This is a genomic window from Pseudonocardia petroleophila, from assembly GCF_014235185.1.
Taxonomy (GTDB): Bacteria; Actinomycetota; Actinomycetes; order Mycobacteriales; family Pseudonocardiaceae; genus Pseudonocardia; species Pseudonocardia petroleophila.
Genome location: NZ_CP060131.1, coordinates 5,960,289 through 5,976,572, shown reverse-complemented (window position 1 = coordinate 5,976,572; position 16,284 = coordinate 5,960,289). Strand labels below are relative to the sequence as shown.

Here is a 16,284-nt window from a genome sequence, read left to right as displayed (position 1 = left end):
CATCACCGTTCCGAGCGTGTCAAGGTTCGTCGCGCTCCGCGGAACCAAGGTGAGTGTTCGCTTTCTCCGAACACTCTGCGGACGAGTCACCGTCTTGGAGGAGACATGAGCAACCTGCGCTTCGGCACGTTCCTCGCCCCGATCCACTCCGCGGGTGAGCACCCCACGGTGGCGCTGCAGCGCGACCTGGAACTCGTCGAACGACTCGACCGCCTCAACTACGACGAGGTCTGGATCGGGGAGCACCACTCGGCGGGCAGCGAGATCATCGGCCACCCGGAGATCTTCATCGCGGCCGCCGCCGAGCGGACGAAGCGGATCCGGTTCGGCACCGGCGTCACCTCCGTGCCGTACCACAACCCGCTCTGGTCGGCCGAGCGCATGGTGCTGCTCGACCACCTGACCCGGGGCCGGATCATGATGGGCGCGGGGCCCGGCTCCCTGCCCACCGACGGCGCCATGCTCGGCCTCACCCCGACCGACACCCGCGAGCTGCTGGGGGTCAACCTCGACATCATCGTGCGCCTGCTGGCCGGGGAGACGGTCACCGAGAAGACGCTGACCCACAACCTGGTCGACGCCCGGCTGCACTACCTGCCGTTCACCCAGCCCTGCTTCCCGATCAGCGTCGCCGCGGTGGCCTCGCCGTCGGGCCCGCGGCTGGCCGGGCGGTACGGCTTCGGGCTGATGTCGATCGGGGCCACGCTCACCACGGACGGGTTCGACGCGCTGGCCTTCCACTGGGACGTCGTCGAGGAGCGTGCGGCCCACTACGGCCGTCCGGCCCCCTCGCGCGACGAGTGGCGCCTCGTCGGGGCGATGCACATCGCCGAGACCCGTGAGCAGGCGATCCGCGACGTCGAGTACGGGATCGTCGAGTGGTTCCGGTACTTCCAGAAGGTGGCCGCGTTCCCGCAGTTCCAGCTCGACGGCAGCGACGTCGAGGAGATGGTGGCCTTCATCAACAACGGCGGGTTCGGCGTGATCGGCACACCCGACGACGCCGCCGCCCAGGTCGAGCGGCTGGTCAAGCAGTCGGGCGGCTTCGGGGCGTTCCTGCTCCAGGCCCACGACTGGGCGAACCCGGCCGCGACGGTGCGCTCCTACGAGCTCCTCGCGCAGCAGGTCTTCCCGCGCTTCCAGGGCGGCGCCACGTCGTTCACCGACCGGTCGCTGGAGGCCAAGCAGCGCGCGACCGACACCCGCGACGAGCACTTCACCACGCACGCCGCGGGCATCGCCCACATGACCGAGAAGTACGCGAACGAGGTCAGGGGCGGCTGATCGGCGATGGCCGGCCGCCCCGTCGAACCGTCCGTGGTGCCGGTGCTGCCCGGTGCGGCGCGACCCCGGCCGGTTAGCGTGGACACCGTGACGACCGGGGTCGGCCCAGACGTGGACGGTGCCGACGTGGACGGACCGGACGTGGACGGACCGGACGTCGGGCGCCGCGTCCGCGAGGCGCGCCAGGCGACCGGGCTGAGCCTGCGGGCGCTCGCGCGGGCCCTGGGCGTCAGCGCCGCGACGATGAGCGAGCTCGAGACGGGCAAGACCCGCATGACGGTGGTGCGCCTGCACCGGATCGCCGCGACGCTGGGTCGCTCGGTGGAGGACCTGCTGTCGGCCGAGCGGCCCGCCCCGGCCGTCGAGCACGCGGCGGTGCCCGCCGGTGACTGGCGCCACTACGAGCCGCTGCACCTCGACCCGGTGCTCACCGCGGCGATGGAGGTGTTCCTGCGGACCGGCTACCACGGTGCGTCGGTCCGCGACGTGGCCGCCCGCTCGGGCCTGTCGGTGTCGGGGATCTACCACCACCACGCCAGCAAGCAGCAGATGCTGCAGCGCATCCTCGACCGGGGGATGGACGACCTCCTGTGGCGGTGCCGGGCCGCGGTCGCCCACGGCGGCGACGAGGTGGAGCGGTTCGGACTGCTGGTCGAGACGATGGCGCTGTTCCACACGCACCGCAGGGAGATCGGGTTCCTCGCGGCGAGCGAGATGCGCAGCCTCGACGCCGACGCCCGGTCCCACATGACCGCGCGCCGGTCGACGCAGCAGCGGCTCGTCGACGCCGAGGTGCTGGCGGGGGTGGCGAGCGGGCGGATGCGGACCCCGCACCCGCGGGAGGCGTCGCGGGCCGTGGTGACGATGTGCAAGTCGATCGCGGAGTGGTACCGCCCGGCCGGCCCGTCCACGCCGGAGGACATCGCCGAGCGCTACGTCGAGCTGGCGCTCGGGCTCGTCCGGCACGTCGGGTCCTAGGCCCCGGCGGGTCCGGCGACGATGCCGTCCTTGCGCAGCCGCTCCACCTCGGCGTCGTCGAGTCCGAGGCGGCGCAGCACCGCGTCGGTGTCGGCCCCGACGGCCGGCGGGGAGGAGAACCCCCGGTCGGCGGCCGACCCGAAGTCGGCCGGGTTGGCGAGCGACCGCTCGGTGACGGTCGTGTCGTCCCGGGTCGTGGGCACGTCGACGAAGAGACCGGCTGCCTCGGCCTGGGGGTCGGTGAGCAGGTCCTCGACGCTGTTCACCGGGGTCCACCACACGCCGTGCTCGTCGAACAGCCGGCCCCACTCGTCGCGGGTCCGCGTCGCGAACGTGGCGTCCAGCAGCGCCATGAGGTCGTCGCCCGCACGCCGACGGCCCCGCGCGGTGGCGAAGCGCTCGTCGGCGAGGCGTTCCTCCCCGGTCGCCGTGACGAGGGCGGGCCAGTGGCGGTCGGACTCGGCCCCGATCAGCCAGAACCACCGGCCGTCCGCCGAGGCGTAGGAGTTGAGCAGCGGGTTCTGCGGGTGGGAGCGGGGGCGGGTGGCGGCGAGGCGGCCCAGGCCCAACCGGGTGGAGAGCTCCATGCCGATGCAGAAGGCCCCCGAGCGCATCAGCGACGTCGCGACGAGCTGGCCGCGGCCGGTGCGCTCGCGGTGCAGCAGCGCCGCCAGTACGCCGGCCACCAGCGACATGCCCGTCACCGCGTCGCCGAGGCCGCCGGGCAGCGTGGTGGGCGGTTGCCCGGGCGGGGTCGACCGGTCCGACACCCCGGCCCGCGCGGCGAACGCGGCGACGTCGAACCCGGGCGCGTCGCGGTCGGGCCCCTCCAGGCCGTACCCGGTGAGGCTCGCGTAGACCAGCCGCGGGTACTTCTCCACCAGTCGCTCGTGGCCCAGCCCCACGCGCTCCAGGAACGCCGGGCGCATGTTGGTGAGGAACACGTCGGCGTCGCCGACGATCCGTTCGGCCAGGTCGCGGCCCTTGGGGGTGTTGATGTCGAGGGCGACGCTGCTCTTGCCCCGGTTGTAGAGGTCGAACGGCGGGCAGCGCTGCTCCTTCGACCCCGACAGCGCGCCGAACAGCCCGCGCATCGGGTCACCGGACGGCGGCTCGATCTTCACGACCTCGGCCCCCCAGTCGGCGAGCACCCCGCCCGCGGCGGGACCCGCGACCCACAGGCCCATCTCCACGACGCGCACGCCGGCCAGCACATCCATCTCGGTCTCCTCCTAGCGGCCGTGGAACACGGGGTCGCGCTTCTCCATGAAGGCGCGCGGGCCCTCGCGGGCGTCCTCGGTCCGGGCGTTGGCGATCGTGCACTCGCTCTCGATCGCGAACGCCTCGTCGAGCGGGCGGCCGTTGGAGCGGACCATCGCCTCCTTGGTCTTGGCCAGGGCGATGGGGGCCCCGAGGCAGATGCGGCGGGCCAGGTCCTCGGCGACGGGCAGCACCTGGTCGGGTTCGACCACGCGGTTGACCAGCCCGATCCGCAGCGCGTGCGCGGCGTCGATCGGCTCGCCGACCAGCGCGACCTCCATCGCGTCGGCCCAGGCGATCTGGCGGGCCAGTCGCACCAACGAGCCGCCGCCCGCGATGAGGCCGCGGCGCACCTCGGTGAGCGCGAACCGTGCCGTCGTCGAGGCCACCCGGATGTCGGTGCCGAGCAGGAACTCCGCGCCCCCGGCGAAGGCCAGCCCGTTGACCGCGGCGACGACCGGCTTGAAGAACGTGTCGTTGCGCAGCAGCGCGGCGTAGAGCAGCGACCGGCGGGCCGCGAGGCGCTCCTCCCACTCGTCCCGGGGCTCGCGGGTGCGCATCATGATCGGGATCAGCGCTCCGAGGTCGCCGCCCGAGCAGAACGCCTTCTGCCCGGCGCCGGTGACGAGGACGACGCGGACGGAGTCGTCGTCGGCCACCTCCTCCCAGAAGGCGGCCAGGCGCACCACCATCTCCGGGGTCAGCGCGTTCATCTTGTCCGGGCGGTTCAGCGTGACGCGGGCGATGCCGTCGCGCCGTTCGAACAGGACGGGGGAGGGGGTCGAGGAGGTCACCGCTGCACCGTCCCATCCGAGGCCATCCAGTCGTCGATGCGCTTGCGCACGGCCACGTAGTCGGCCTTGCCGTTCGGGCCGCGTCCCACGGAGTCGGTCACGAGCACGTGCCGGGGGGTCTTGTAGGGGGCCAGCCGCCCCCGGACGTGTTCCGTGAGCTCGTCGCGGTCGATCCCGGCTCCCGGCGCGGTGGCGACGAGCGCGGCGACGGCCTGGCCGAAGCGGGGGTTCGGGACGCCGACGACGACCGCGTCGAGGACGCCCGGATAGGACCTCAGCGCCTCCTCGACCTCCTCCGGGAACACCTTCTCGCCGCCGGTGTTGATGCTCGTCGAGCCGCGGCCGAGGAGCGTGACCGTGCCGTCGGCCTCGACGACGGCGTGGTCGCCGGGCACGGAGCAGCGGACCCCGTCGATCGTGGGGAACGTGGCCGCCGTCTTCTCCGGGTCCTTGTGGTAGCCCAGCGGCAGGTGGCCGCGGACCGCGACGAGGCCGACCTGCCCCGGCCCGACCGGCCTGCCGTCCTCGTCGATGACGAACGCGTTCTCGCCGAGCCGGAAGCGGCCGGCGCCGCGGCCCTTGCGGGCCGAGACGATGGACCGGCCCATGCCGCTGGCCTCGCTGCTGTTGAGGAGGTCGACGAGCACCGCGCCGGGGGCGTGGACGAGCAGCTGCTGCTTGACGTCGGCCGACCACGCCATGCCCGAGGACGACACGGCGGCGAGGTGCGAGAGGTCCCAGCGGTCCGGGTGCTCGTTCAGGGTGTCGACGAGCGGGCGGCAGAACGCGTCGCCCACGATGCACAGCGCCGAGACCCGCTCCCGGTCGATCAGATCGAGCATCTCGACGGTGTCGAGGCCCCGCGACGTCGTGGTGACCACGGTGCCGCCGCGGCTGAGGATCGTGCCCGCGAAGACGAGGCCGGTGCCGTGCATCAGCGGCGACCCGGGCAGCCCGACGGGCCGCGGCTGCGCGCCCGCGACACGGGAGCGCACGTGCCCGAGATCGGCCTGCGCGGGGTCGCGGGCGACGTCGGAGGCGCGGTAGAGGTCGTGCTGGCGCCACATCACGCCCTTGGGACGCCCGGTGGTGCCGCCCGTGTAGATCAGGATCAGGTCGTCACCGGAGCGGGGCCTCTGCGGGGTGGTCCGGCCCGGCGCGGAGCCCGCCGCCTCGTCGAACGGCACGGCCCACGACGGGCACGCGTGCGTCCCGTCGTCGACGTGCAGCCAGAGGCGCACCCGCGGCAGGTCGGTGCGCACCGACGCGACCGTCTCGGTCAGCGAACCGTGGAAGACGACGGCCCCGGCGTCGGCGTCGTCCCACAGGTGCAGCAGCTCCGGCCCGACGTAGCGGTAGTTGGTGTTGACCGGGACCAGCCCGGCCTTGAACGCCCCGAAGACCGTCTGCAGGAACTCCGGGCCGTTGTAGAGGTCGATCGCGACGGAGTCGCGGGGCCCGAGCCCGGCGCCGAGGAGGGCGGCGGCGACGCCGTCGGCCCGCCGGTCGAACTCCGCCCACGGGACGCGCCGGTCGCCGTGCACCTGGGCCAGCTCGTCCGGAACGGTCTCCGACACCGCTTCCCAGACGTCCGCGAAGTTCCATTCCGCCACTCCGGCCACGCTACGGCCGGTCCCGGGAGGCCCCAACTAGCAGTTGTGATAGTCGCCATAGCGGAGCGCCCGATGTTGACTGCTCACGTCACCGACCAGCGGCGGAAGGGTGCGGCACCTGGCGATGGAGGAGCGCGTCGCCGTCGTGGAGCGGATGTGCGCGTCGCTCGAACCCCGCCTGGAGGAGACGCTGCGCCTGGTCACCGTCGAGATGGGGGTGCCGATCCGGGCGTCGCGGCCGCTGCACCAGGCCATGGCGATCGGCAGCGTGCGCCACGCCTGCGCGGCCGCGCGCGAGGTCGTGGTGGAGGAGCACCGCACGGGTGCGGTGGACGCGCTGGTCCGGCTGGAGCCGGTCGGCGTGGTCGCGTCGATCGCACCGTGGAACGGCCCCTTCCTGCAGGCCCTCTACAAGATCGTCTACCCGCTCCTCGCCGGGTGCCCGGTGGTGTTCAAGCCGGCCCCGGAGACCCCGCTCGACGCGTTCGGGGTGGCCGAGGCGTTTGTCGAGGCCGGGCTGCCGGAGGGGATGCTCAGCGTCCTGCCCGGTGGCCCGTCGGTCGGCGAGCACCTCGTCGCCCACCCCGGCGTGGACGCCGTGTTCTTCACCGGCAGCACCGGGACCGGCCGGAAGATCGGGGCGGTCTGCGGGGCGGCGATGCGCCGCATGGTGCTGGAGCTGGGCGGGAAGTCGGCGGCCATCGTGCTCGACGACGCCGACCTCGCCGTCGCCGTCCCGGGGCTGGCCGCCGGGGCCTTCGGCAACACGGGGCAGAACTGCGCGGCCACGTCGCGCGTCCTCGTCGCCCGGTCGCGGTACGACGAGGTGGTCGAGGCGCTGACCGCCGCCGCCGGGAGGCTCGTGGTGGGCGACCCCCTCGACGAGGCCACCGACCTGGGCCCGCTGGTGTCGCGGCGCCAGCGCGACAAGGTGGCCGAGCACGTCCGCGCGGCGCTGGCGGACGGGGCCGTCGCGACGACCTCGCCCGGCCCGCTGCCGGACCGCGGCTGGTTCCACCGGCCCACGGTGCTGACCGGCATGGCCAACTCCTCCCGCATCGCGCAGGAGGAGGTCTTCGGGCCGGTCGTGTGCGTCATCCCGTTCGACGACGAGGCCGACGCCGTCGCGATGGCCGACGACTCGCCCTACGGCCTGCACGGCGCGGTGTACACCGCGGACCCCGACCGCGCGCTCGCCGTGGCCAGGGCGGTGCACACGGGCACCTTCTCCGTCAACGGCTTCGTGCTCAACGCGGAGCGGCCGTTCGGCGGGGTGAAGGCGAGCGGGGTGGGCCGCAAGTACGGGGTCGAGGGGATCCGGGAGTTCATGGAGCTCAAGACGGTGAACCTGGCGGCCGGGGGAGGCACGTTCTCGATGCGGTGACCGCGCAGCCCCGGACCGCGCAGCCCCGGACCGCGCAGCCCGCCGGGCCCGTCCCTCAGAGGGCGAACCGGCACTCCAGGCGGGTGCCGAACCCGCCGTCCGGGCTCGCGATGGCGATCGTGCCGCCCGCGTCCTCGACGGTCCGGCGGAGCGCGGCCACCCCGTGCCCGCGGGAGTCGTCGAGGGCGTCCCCCCGGACGCGGAGCCACCGCGACTCCGGCAGCCCCAGCCCGTCGTCGAGGACGGTCAGGCCGACGTGCCGCTGGTCGACCCGCACGGTCAGCGCGATCCGGCACGGACCGGCGTGCTTCGCGGCGTTCACCGTGCCCTCGCGGGCGACCCGGACCAGCGCGTCGGCGACCGTGCGCGGGATCGGGGCGAGCACGTCGTCGTCGGGGATCTCGGTGCGCACCGCGACGGCGAACTCCTCCTCGACGGCCTGCACCTCCCGCCGCAGGCGCCGGCTCAGCTGCGCCCCCGGGGCCCGGGCGAGGTCGTGGATCACGTCCCGGATCGCGACGTCGCCGCCCACGACGAGGCGCCGGACCTCGAGGAGCCGCTCCCGGTCGTCCGGGGCGGTGTCGGGCTGCTCCAGCAGGGTGTCGAGCCCGAGCCCCGCGGCGTAGAGGATCTGGGAGACGCGGTCGTGCAGCTCGTCGGCGATGCGCTCGCGCTCCTGCAGCAGGGTGATCTCGGCGAGCTGGCGCTGGTACTGCTCGGTGGCCCAGGCCAGCCCCACCAGAGCGGCCAGCCGGGTCACCACGTCGGACTCGGCGTCGGTGAACGGCTCCGCGCTGCGGCGCAGGACGGCCAGCGTCGCGGTGCGGTGGCCGTGGACCTCGACGGGCGCGCGCAGGACGGTCCAGCCCGGGTCCCCGGCCGCCCGGGGGAGCTCGCCGTGCGAGGAGGGAGAGCCGAAGGTGCGCCCCTCGTCGATCACGCGTCGCTCCAGCTCGGGGTCCGGCTCGCCGCGCCGGCACAGCAGCGGCGGGGAGTCCGGGGGGACCAGCGCGACGAGGGACGCCGCCGTCACGTCGGCGAGCTGCCGGAACGCCGGCAGCAGCCCGTCCTGCACCCCGCGACCGGTCGCGACGGCCACCGCGACGGAGGTGAGGACGCCCTCCAGGCGCTGCTGCGCGGACATCCGGGCGACGGCCAGGGCCAGCTCCACGGCGATCGCGATCCGCGGGGCGACCCGCTCGGTGGCGGTGATGTCGTCGATGGTGAAGTCGGTGGGCTTGTTGACCAGGTGCAGGACCCCGATCCGGCGCCCGCCGTTGTTCAGCGGGACCGAGAGGATGCGCGTGATCTCGAAGATGTCCACGTAGGACTGGATGATGCCGGGGTCCCCGCTCGCCCGGTTGGACAGGTAGGGCTGTCCGGTGGTGAGCACCCGCGACGTGGCGCTGCGCAGGTTCGTGACGCGCCCGGTGACGGACGCGGCGACCACGTCGTCGTTCGCCCCGAAGGCCCCGGGCAGGGCCCGCAGGATGCCGTGCTCGGCGTCCCAGACGGTGATGCCCGCCGCGGTGGCGCCGGTCAGCGGCTGCATCATCCCGGCCACCCGGCCGGTGATGGCGATGACGGCGTCGGGGAGCAGGGGCAGGTCGTCGACGGCGAGCACCCCGTCGCCGTCCGGGTCCGGCGGGGCGTCGTCGCGGCCGAGGATGACGGCGATGTGCCGGGCGAAGGCCTGCAGCAGGTCGCGGCAGCGGCCCGGGTCCTCCGGGGCGGTGCGGTGCAGCACGTGCACCGAGGCGCCGCCGTCGGTCAGCGAGGTCACCCGGGGGTCCCCGGTGCCGCGGCGGACCGCGGTCAGCAGCTCGTCGTCGGCCGGGCCGCCGAGCACCGCGATCCCGGCCCCGCACTCGACGAGCACGGCGTCGGCTCCCAGTTCGGCCATCGCCAGCCGGGACACCGCGACGAGGTCGAGCCCGCCGCAGGCCCCGGACGACGGCGTCACGGCCCGCCTCCCTCGTCGGGCGCGACCAGTCCCTGGCGGATCGCGCGCACGATGAGGTCGGTCTTGCTCGCCGCGCCGTACTTGAGCTTGAGGTTCTGGATGTGGAACCGCACCGTCGCCTCGGACAGCACCAGCCGCCTGGCGATCTCCCGGTAGGTCATCCCCTCGGCCGCGAGCTGCAGCACCCGCGCCTGCTGCGGGGTCGGCGCGTCGTCGTCGACCCGCTCCTCCACGAACTGCTGGAGCCGTCGGACGATCTGGGACACGGTCATCGGGGGACCGTCGGCACCCGGTCCGGTCCGCGCGAGCGCGGCGCGCAGCTCGGCGATGCCCGCCGCCTTCGTGACGTACGACGACGCTCCCGCCTCGATCGCGGACCGCACGCTGTCCTCGCTGAGGGAGGAGCTCAGGACGATCACGGCGAGGTCCGGGAGCAGCGCCCGCAGTTCCCGGCACAGGGCGTCGCCGGGGGTGTCGGGCAGCCGCAGGTCGAGGATCGCGACGTCGGGCCGGGTGCGGCGGACCAGCTCGACGGCCTCCCGCCCGGTCGACGCCGTCCCGACGATCTCGAACCGGGGATCCTGGGCGAGCACGGCGACCAGGCCCTCACGGACGACCTCGTGGTCGTCGACCACGATGAGTCGTCGACTCCGTTCGGGCGCTCGGGTCCGGGAGCGCGGCGTCGTCGCCATCCGTCCAGTATCTCCGGCCGGGCCCGACGGCGGAAACTCCGGCGCACGCGGCTGTCGCGCGGTCGATCGGTGCGTCCGCCGGCCTGCTCGCCCTCATGGCCCCGAAGGCCGTCCTCGGGCCGGTCGGGTTCGGGGCGCTCGCGGTGGTCGGCCGGCGCAGCGGCGTCCTGCGTACCGGCGCTGCCGCGCTGCTCGGTCTCGGTGCACTCGTCTCGCTGCTCCCGGCGCACCCGCCGGGACTGGACCGGCCCCGTGGCCGGCCCGTGCTGGATCGGCGTGCTCGCCCTGCTGGGTGCCTGTTCGGTCCCTCCCGGGGGCCTCGTCGGCGACCTCCTGCTGCCCTTCCGGCTCATCGCCGCAGGCATCATCATCGCGGTTCGCCGGAAGGGCGCGTCGGCGGTCGGCTCGGTGTGAACGACGGCCTCCCTCCCGAACTCCAGGCGGCGGACCCGACCCTGACACCAGGACGGACCATGTGGGAGACAGGGCGGAGTGCTATTCGCCCGCGACCGGCTCGAGTCTGCGGCGGCTCTGCACCGCAGTGGTGACGGTCAGCGCCACGACGAGCAGCATGCTCGTGAGCATGGCCGGGGCGGTGACGGTCGCGACCGTGGCGTGCGGGCCGTGGTCGAAGAGGTCGGTGGTGTCGAGGTTCGCGAAGCCGTCGGAGGCGTACCTGCCGATGGCGATGGCGAGTTCGACGGCGTGCCCGAGGGTGCCGAGTGGCAGGACGACGGCCAGCGCTCGGGCCAGCGTGCGGGTGGCGCGCGTGGTGGCGCCGCGACGGTGCCGCCAGGTCATGAGGACGGCGGGGACCAGCAGACCGAGGGCGATGACGTGGTGGGCGATGTGGAGCAGGCTGGTGTTCCCGAAGGACGCGAACACGAACAGGGACAGGAACGGCAGCCAGACCAGCGCGGACAACACGAGCAGGCGACGCACCACGGGGCACTCCTCCGGGACGGGTGGCAGTGCGTCGGAGCGTAGGAATCCGCTGCTCAGGGCTGCATCGGCGAAATCGCCTAACCGGTCGCACGCGGGGTGCGGGTGCCGTCGTGGAAGGCCAGCACGGCGTGCACCCGACGGTTGTCCTGCGGGGAGTCCGGCAGGTCGAGCTTGGCGAACACCGAACGCAGGTGGGCGTCGACGGTGCGTTGGGACAGCACCAGGCGGGCGGCGATCCCGGCGTTGGACAGGCCCTCGGCGAGCAGCGCGAGGATCTCGTTCTCGCGTCCGGTCAGCGACCTCAGGTGGCCGGGCGCCGCCCGGTCCGGCGCAGCGGAGACCATCGGTACCGCTGCGTCGTCGGAGTTCTGATCGGCCCCGCGCGGCCGGGCCGTCACCGCGCGCGACGCGCACACGACGGCGACGGTCAGCGCCAGGTACATCCCGCCGTACACGACGGCGGCAGCGCCCTCCCCGTCGGACGGGCCCACCGACCCGCAGAGCATGACGAGTGCCGCTCCGGCCAGCGAGGACGCTCCGACGGTGGCGAGCCGGCGCACGGCCTCGGTCCCGGCACGACGGGCGGCGAGCAGTGCCGCCAGCGGACCGAGCAGGACGGTGGCCAGGAACGCGGCGTTGAGCGACGTCCCGATGACGACGCCCGGTGGCCAGGCCAGCGGTGCGCGGGCGGTGAGCGGGGCGAAGTCGTCGAAGAACGCCGCGAAGGACAGGACGGCCGCCGCGAGCAGCCCGAGGACGACCGCCACCGGGCGGCGGGTGGACCCGCGGCCCAGGTAGCGCACGGCGAGCAGCGGCAGCAGTGAGAAGGCGGCCAGTACGGGCAGGTGTGCCGTCCCGGCGAGAACGGCCGTTGCCCAGGCGAGTGGTGTGTTCGGAGCCGCCGCGGAGAGGAGCGTCGCGAGTGCCGACCAGCCGGGAACCGCGAGCGCGGCCAGCGCGAGCCCGGCCACCGCGCGCCGCCAGGTGATCCACCCCGGGTCGAGGGTGAGGTGGGTGTGCACGAGCGCGGCGGCGGCGGCGAGCGCGGCGGCGAGCACCGGGTAGGACGCACCCCCGAGGGGTGCCGGGCCCTGCCGGGCGATGACCACCGCAGCCGTGACCGCTACCGCGAGACCACCGACGAGCCAGGAGAACGGGAGCCGGGAACGGTGGACCGCCACGGTGGGAGACTACGGCGGGTTCGGTGACTCGGGCATCGTCCGAAACGGGGCCCGCGGTGCTCGAACCAGACCTTCACTCCCATGGCCTCGCACTGGCTTCGCGCTCCAGCCATCGATACGACGGTGTCCGAGTCGCCGGACCCCGTCCATCCTCGTCAGCACGATCGACGACGGTGTCGCCACGGGACCGGCACGGAACGCGACTCCGGTACGACCCGAGGTGTGGCCCGTTCGGGCCGGTCACGGCAGGGGTTGACGGGAGGCGGCGCGTGAGCGTCGGGACTGCGCTGCCACGACAGGCGTTGAGCCCGCGCTACCCCCCGATGCGGTCGGCGATCACTCGCCGGCCGGGGCCGCTCAGCTCCTCGACGGCTCCGGGCCGGCCCGCGATGGCCATGAGCAGCGATTCCGCAGGTCCTTCGACCACAGGGCCGCGTCCGGCCGTCCAGTCGAGATCCGTGGCGGTGAGGGTGAGCCCGCGGACCCGTTTCGACGCCCCGATGGTGGGTGCGGTGCGAGCGAAGTCCAGAACCGTTCGCATCCGCTCGGCCGGGATGGTTCGCGGCAGGCCGAGCGGGCGGCGGATGTCCTGGTGATGGATGACGCCGTCGGTCAGGGCGATCTTCCCGCCGAAACCTGCGGTCAGGCCGCGGGGCTGCTGGTGGTCGCGCACCAGCGCCAGCAGCTCGTCCGGGCCGCTGTCCGCGAAGGCGGCGACACCGACGGCGTTGACCCGGTCCGGCAGGACACCACCCTTGATGAACCGGCCGACCAGCCCGATCGGGCCCAGCTCCTCGTAGCTGAACATGTGCGCGACGACGTCGCGGACCCGCCACCGGGCACACAGCGACGGGGCCTCCCACTGGGCGGGGCTCAGGGTGGCGAGGAAGTCGGCGAGGTCGGCTCGTTCGTCGCGGGCCAGGCTCATCGCGTCCACGGTCGCGGTCATGACCGGGCCGCCACGGTGGTGGTGAACTGGTCGAGCAGCAGGACCCAGCCGCCGCCCCCGCGGATCGCGTCGTTGATCGTCCCGCCGCCGGTGAGGCGTTCGAAGGAGTGGTGCTCGACCTCGACGGTGGTCTCGGCCGGGCCGGTCGCGGTGAACCGGACGTTGATCTCGCTGGCGTGCTCGGGGTCGGGGTCGAGCTGCCAGGTGCCGTTGATCTGCCAGGTGAACACGAGCCGGTGCGGGGGTTCCCAGGTCAGGACCCGGCCCCAGTCGCACTCGGTGCCGTCGACTCCGCGTTCGTACCAGCGGCCGTCGACGCGGGGTTCCAGGACGACTTCGGCGACCTCGGCTGCGCCGATGTGGAACTGGTGGGGCCACCACGCGTCGATGGAGCCGGTGAACACCCGGAACGCCTCCTCGATCGGCACGGCGACGGTGGTGGTGCCCGTGATCGGGGGGATCGGCGCGGTCGTGGTCATGGGCTCTCCTGTCGGGGTGCGGGAGGGGTTTCGGCGACCTTCTGGAACCCGGTCAATGCGTCGGCCCAGACCCCGTCCAGCCACGCCCGCAGCGCGGTGACGCCGTCGTGGTTGAGGCGGTAGATGCGGCGGGTGCCCTCGGCCCGGCTGTCGACCAGGCCGCCGTCCTTGAGGACGCGCAGGTGCTGGGACACCGCGGGGCGGCTGATCGGGAGCTCGTCGGCGAGCTGCTGGACCGAGAGCGGTCCGCGGGCGAGACGCTCGAAGATGGCGCGACGGGTCGGGTCACCGAGCAGACCCAACCCCGCGTCTCCGTAAGCTGCCACGAACGGTAAGTGTAGACGCACCCGAGTCCCCGGCAACGAATCGATCGCTCCCGGGCAGGCGCGGCGATCCGGATGCCGGCGAGGATCGGCCCCTGACCGATGGGGCGCGGCCGGGAAGTGTCGGCGGCCGTCGTCGGAGATGCACCTGGGGGCACCGGGTCGCCTTCTCGGTAAGGCCGATGGCTTGACGTCCGCCCTGAGAACGCAGGGCCTGGTGGTCACCTGGGTCGCGCGGACCGTGGACAAGAGGTGAGCGCCGAACACCGAGCGTGCGGGAGCGGCGACCCGGGACCCGCGAACGGTGAACCGACGAGCACCACGGAGCGCCCATGCCCAGCGCACTACGCCCGCACCGTGGCCAACCGCGTCACCGCGTCGCCGTCGAGCCGCTCGGCCCGCACCGGACGTCCACACACGATCAGCAGTAGCTCCTGGACGCCGCCCCGGACGACGTCCCCGGAGCCGTAGGACCAATCCGCATCGGTCGCCCGCAACTCGATGCCGGTGAGGTCCACCCCGAACACGGCGCGATGCTCGGGCTCCATACCCGCCAGCACCATCGCGATCCGCTGCGGGGAGGCGTGGTCGTCCCGCCCCAACGCCACCGAGACATCGAGACCGTGGATCACGTCGTGGGACAGCGCACCGAGCGGGCCACCGCCCGGAGGCGCCCACGGGTGCCCCACGTTGTCACGCAACGACGACAGCAGCTGCTCCGGAGCCAGGTCCGCGGCATCCCGACGCGCTCGACGATCAGCCATGCGATCGAAGTTCCCTCGCGCCTTGACGACCTCGAGCAGCACCCGCGGCAACGAGTATCGAAAAGGCATCGTGGTGTGGGCGAGCACCTCGTGCACACTCCAGCCGGCGCACAGGCTCGGCGCCGTCCACTGCGCCTCGGTCAGCGAGGCGTACAGGGCGACCTGCGCGCGGCGCTCTGCGACCACAGCCTCACGGACTTCCCCAACCGTCACGACGTCCCCCTGTAGCCAGATCGGTCCAGCGCGGCCCGACACCGCGCTCACGGACTGATGACGACACACCGCCCACGGACTCATCGGTCTCCAGGCCGGTGCAGTGCCGGCCGCGTTTCCGGGACTGTCCGACGAACGGTGTAACTGGTCCGACACGCCGAGCGCAGCTCGGGGGAGGGATCAGCAATGACCGAGACGATCGAGCCTGTGCCGGATCGGATTGATCAGCAGCAGCTCGCCCAGCAGTTGGTGGAAGCAGCCCGGGCCGAGGGGGTGGAGCTTGTCGGCCCGGGCGGTCTGCTTACCGGGTTGACGAAGACGGTGCTCGAGACCGCACTGGAGGCGGAGATGACCGAGCACCTGGGCTATGACCGCCACGACCGGGCCGGGCAGGAGAACCCCAACTCCCGCAACGGGACTCGCGTCAAGACGGTGCTGACCGAGATCGGGCCGGTGCAGATCGAGGTGCCCCGTGACCGGGACGCCAGCTTCGACCCGGTCATCGTGCGCAAGCGCCAACGGCGTCTGGACGGCATCGACGAGATCGTGTTGTCGCTGACCGCCCGCGGCCTGACCACCGGGGAGGTGGCGGCGCATTTCGACGAGGTCTACGGCGCGAAGGTCTCCAAGGACACGATCTCGCGGATCACCGACAAGGTCCTCGACGAGTTGGGCGAATGGGCCCAGCGTCCGCTCGACGCGGTCTACCCGGTGCTGTTCATCGACGCCATCCACATCAAGGTCCGCGACGGCCAGGTCACCAACCGGCCCTTCTACGTCGTCATCGGCGTCACCGTGGACGGGCACCGCGACATCCTCGGGATCTGGGCCGGCGACGGCGGCGAGGGCGCGAAGTACTGGCTCCACGTCCTGACCGAGATCAAGAACCGCGGCGTGGTCGACGCCTGCATCGTGGTCTGCGACGGCCTGAAAGGCCTCCCGGAGTCGATCACCACCGTGTGGCCCCACGCGCTGGTCCAGGCCTGTGTGCTGCACCTGATCCGCAACACCTTCCGCTACGCCTCCCGCCGCTACTGGGAACAGATGGCGCGGGATCTGCGCCCGGTCTACACCGCGCCCACCGAGGCGGCCGCCGAGGACCGGTTCGCCGAGTTCGCCGCGACCTGGGGCGGGCAGTACCCGGCGATCATCGCGTTGTGGCGCTCGGCCTGGTCGGAGTTCGTGCCGTTCCTCGACTACGACGTCGAGATCCGGAAGGTCATCTGCAGCACGAACGCGATCGAGTCGATCAACGCCCGCTACCGGCGCGCGGTCAAGGCCCGCGGCCACTTCCCGACCGAGCAGGCCGCGCTCAAGTGCCTCTACCTGGTCACCCGAGCGCTCGACCCGACCGGGAAGGGCCGGGCCCGGTGGGCGATGCGCTGGAAGCCGGCGCTGAACGCCTTCGCGATCACCTTCGCCGGACGTATCGTTCCCAGCAACGGAAGCTAGCCATCACGAC

16 protein-coding genes are annotated in these 16,284 nt (G+C 73.2%); 5 read left to right on the top strand and 11 right to left on the bottom strand.

The genetic code is table 11. From position 1 onward, the window contains the following. Nucleotides 1–105: 105 nt before the first annotated feature. Nucleotides 106–1,284, top strand: a complete 1,179-nt coding sequence (locus H6H00_RS29285) for an LLM class flavin-dependent oxidoreductase (protein ID WP_185718847.1) — start codon at nucleotides 106–108, stop codon at nucleotides 1,282–1,284. Between the two features lie 126 nt (nucleotides 1,285–1,410). Continuing rightward, nucleotides 1,411–2,262 carry a TetR-type transcription factor C-terminal domain-containing protein gene (locus H6H00_RS29280; protein WP_221775715.1) on the top strand — a complete coding sequence of 284 codons (852 nt, stop codon included), beginning with the start codon at nucleotides 1,411–1,413 and terminating at the stop codon, nucleotides 2,260–2,262. On the opposite strand, the gene H6H00_RS29275 is transcribed toward H6H00_RS29280, so the two are convergent. Genes H6H00_RS29275 through H6H00_RS29265 form a run of 3 tightly spaced genes read right to left on the bottom strand, consistent with a single transcriptional unit; the run spans nucleotide 2,259 to nucleotide 5,929 of the window. Then, a complete protein-coding gene (locus H6H00_RS29275; RefSeq protein WP_221775714.1) occupies nucleotides 2,259–3,482 on the bottom strand; it encodes a CaiB/BaiF CoA transferase family protein in 1,224 nt (407 codons plus the stop codon). The two genes, H6H00_RS29280 and H6H00_RS29275, sit on opposite strands and share 4 nt — an antisense overlap. A 12-nt stretch (nucleotides 3,483–3,494) precedes the next feature. Beyond that, a complete protein-coding gene (locus H6H00_RS29270) occupies nucleotides 3,495–4,316 on the bottom strand; it encodes an enoyl-CoA hydratase/isomerase family protein (RefSeq protein WP_221775713.1) in 822 nt (273 codons plus the stop codon). Beyond that, nucleotides 4,313–5,929 carry an AMP-binding protein gene (locus H6H00_RS29265; protein WP_221775712.1) on the bottom strand — a complete coding sequence of 539 codons (1,617 nt, stop codon included), beginning with the start codon at nucleotides 5,927–5,929 and terminating at the stop codon, nucleotides 4,313–4,315. Before H6H00_RS29265 ends, H6H00_RS29270 begins: the two co-directional genes overlap by 4 nt. Before the next feature lie 109 nt (nucleotides 5,930–6,038). On the opposite strand from H6H00_RS29265, the gene H6H00_RS29260 reads away from it, so the two are divergent. Next, complete coding sequence (locus H6H00_RS29260) at nucleotides 6,039–7,313, top strand: aldehyde dehydrogenase family protein (protein WP_255425434.1); 1,275 nt, start codon at nucleotides 6,039–6,041, stop codon at nucleotides 7,311–7,313. Between the two features lie 55 nt (nucleotides 7,314–7,368). Here the strand turns inward: H6H00_RS29260 and H6H00_RS29255 are convergent, their stop codons facing one another. Together H6H00_RS29255 and H6H00_RS29250 are read right to left on the bottom strand one after the other, a co-directional pair. Further along, complete coding sequence (locus tag H6H00_RS29255) at nucleotides 7,369–9,276, bottom strand: GAF domain-containing sensor histidine kinase (RefSeq protein WP_185718843.1); 1,908 nt, start codon at nucleotides 9,274–9,276, stop codon at nucleotides 7,369–7,371. Then, nucleotides 9,273–9,911, bottom strand: coding sequence for a response regulator transcription factor (locus H6H00_RS29250; protein WP_185718842.1), 639 nt, complete (start codon nucleotides 9,909–9,911; stop codon nucleotides 9,273–9,275). The genes H6H00_RS29255 and H6H00_RS29250 overlap by 4 nt, the downstream gene beginning before the upstream one ends. A gap of 333 nt (nucleotides 9,912–10,244) precedes the next feature. Between H6H00_RS29250 and H6H00_RS29245 the strand changes: the two genes are divergently transcribed. Beyond that, on the top strand, nucleotides 10,245–10,382 hold the full coding sequence (locus H6H00_RS29245) for a hypothetical protein (protein WP_185718841.1): 138 nt from the start codon (nucleotides 10,245–10,247) through the stop codon (nucleotides 10,380–10,382). Between the two features lie 81 nt (nucleotides 10,383–10,463). On the opposite strand, the gene H6H00_RS29240 is transcribed toward H6H00_RS29245, so the two are convergent. The 6 genes from H6H00_RS29240 to H6H00_RS29215 form a co-directional block, all read right to left on the bottom strand. Next, complete coding sequence (locus H6H00_RS29240; protein ID WP_185718840.1) at nucleotides 10,464–10,913, bottom strand: hypothetical protein; 450 nt, start codon at nucleotides 10,911–10,913, stop codon at nucleotides 10,464–10,466. 77 nt (nucleotides 10,914–10,990) lie between these two features. After that, the gene (locus H6H00_RS32585; RefSeq protein WP_255425433.1) at nucleotides 10,991–12,094 is read right to left on the bottom strand and encodes a helix-turn-helix transcriptional regulator; all 1,104 of its coding nucleotides are present in this window, start codon (nucleotides 12,092–12,094) and stop codon (nucleotides 10,991–10,993) included. A 313-nt stretch (nucleotides 12,095–12,407) separates the two neighbouring features. Beyond that, entirely contained in the window at nucleotides 12,408–13,043 is a 636-nt protein-coding gene (locus H6H00_RS29230) for a maleylpyruvate isomerase family mycothiol-dependent enzyme (protein ID WP_185718839.1), read from the bottom strand. Continuing rightward, on the bottom strand, nucleotides 13,040–13,522 hold the full coding sequence (locus tag H6H00_RS29225; RefSeq protein ID WP_185718838.1) for an SRPBCC family protein: 483 nt from the start codon (nucleotides 13,520–13,522) through the stop codon (nucleotides 13,040–13,042). The genes H6H00_RS29230 and H6H00_RS29225 overlap by 4 nt, the downstream gene beginning before the upstream one ends. Next, nucleotides 13,519–13,848, bottom strand: a complete 330-nt coding sequence (locus H6H00_RS29220) for an ArsR/SmtB family transcription factor (RefSeq protein ID WP_185718837.1) — start codon at nucleotides 13,846–13,848, stop codon at nucleotides 13,519–13,521. The genes H6H00_RS29225 and H6H00_RS29220 overlap by 4 nt, the downstream gene beginning before the upstream one ends. Nucleotides 13,849–14,189: 341 nt before the next feature. Next, on the bottom strand, nucleotides 14,190–14,873 hold the full coding sequence (locus tag H6H00_RS29215) for a maleylpyruvate isomerase family mycothiol-dependent enzyme (RefSeq protein WP_255425432.1): 684 nt from the start codon (nucleotides 14,871–14,873) through the stop codon (nucleotides 14,190–14,192). Between the two features lie 135 nt (nucleotides 14,874–15,008). Here H6H00_RS29215 and H6H00_RS29210 point away from each other — a divergent pair, with 135 nt between their 5' ends. After that, nucleotides 15,009–16,274: an IS256 family transposase gene (locus H6H00_RS29210; RefSeq protein WP_185717264.1), complete on the top strand. Its 1,266-nt coding sequence runs from the start codon at nucleotides 15,009–15,011 to the stop codon at nucleotides 16,272–16,274. Nucleotides 16,275–16,284: the final 10 nt, after the last annotated feature.

Bases quoted from the DNA above. Each gene is read 5' to 3' on its own strand.
- H6H00_RS29285 (WP_185718847.1), top strand. From the start codon at position 106: ATGAGCAACCTGCGCTTCGGCACGTTCCTCGCCCCGATCCACTCCGCG.
- H6H00_RS29225 (WP_185718838.1), bottom strand. From the start codon at position 13,522: ATGACCACGACCGCGCCGATCCCCCCGATCACGGGCACCACCACCGTC.
- H6H00_RS29230 (WP_185718839.1), bottom strand. From the start codon at position 13,043: ATGACCGCGACCGTGGACGCGATGAGCCTGGCCCGCGACGAACGAGCC.
- H6H00_RS29275 (WP_221775714.1), bottom strand. From the start codon at position 3,482: ATGGATGTGCTGGCCGGCGTGCGCGTCGTGGAGATGGGCCTGTGGGTC.
- H6H00_RS29210 (WP_185717264.1), top strand. From the start codon at position 15,009: ATGACCGAGACGATCGAGCCTGTGCCGGATCGGATTGATCAGCAGCAG.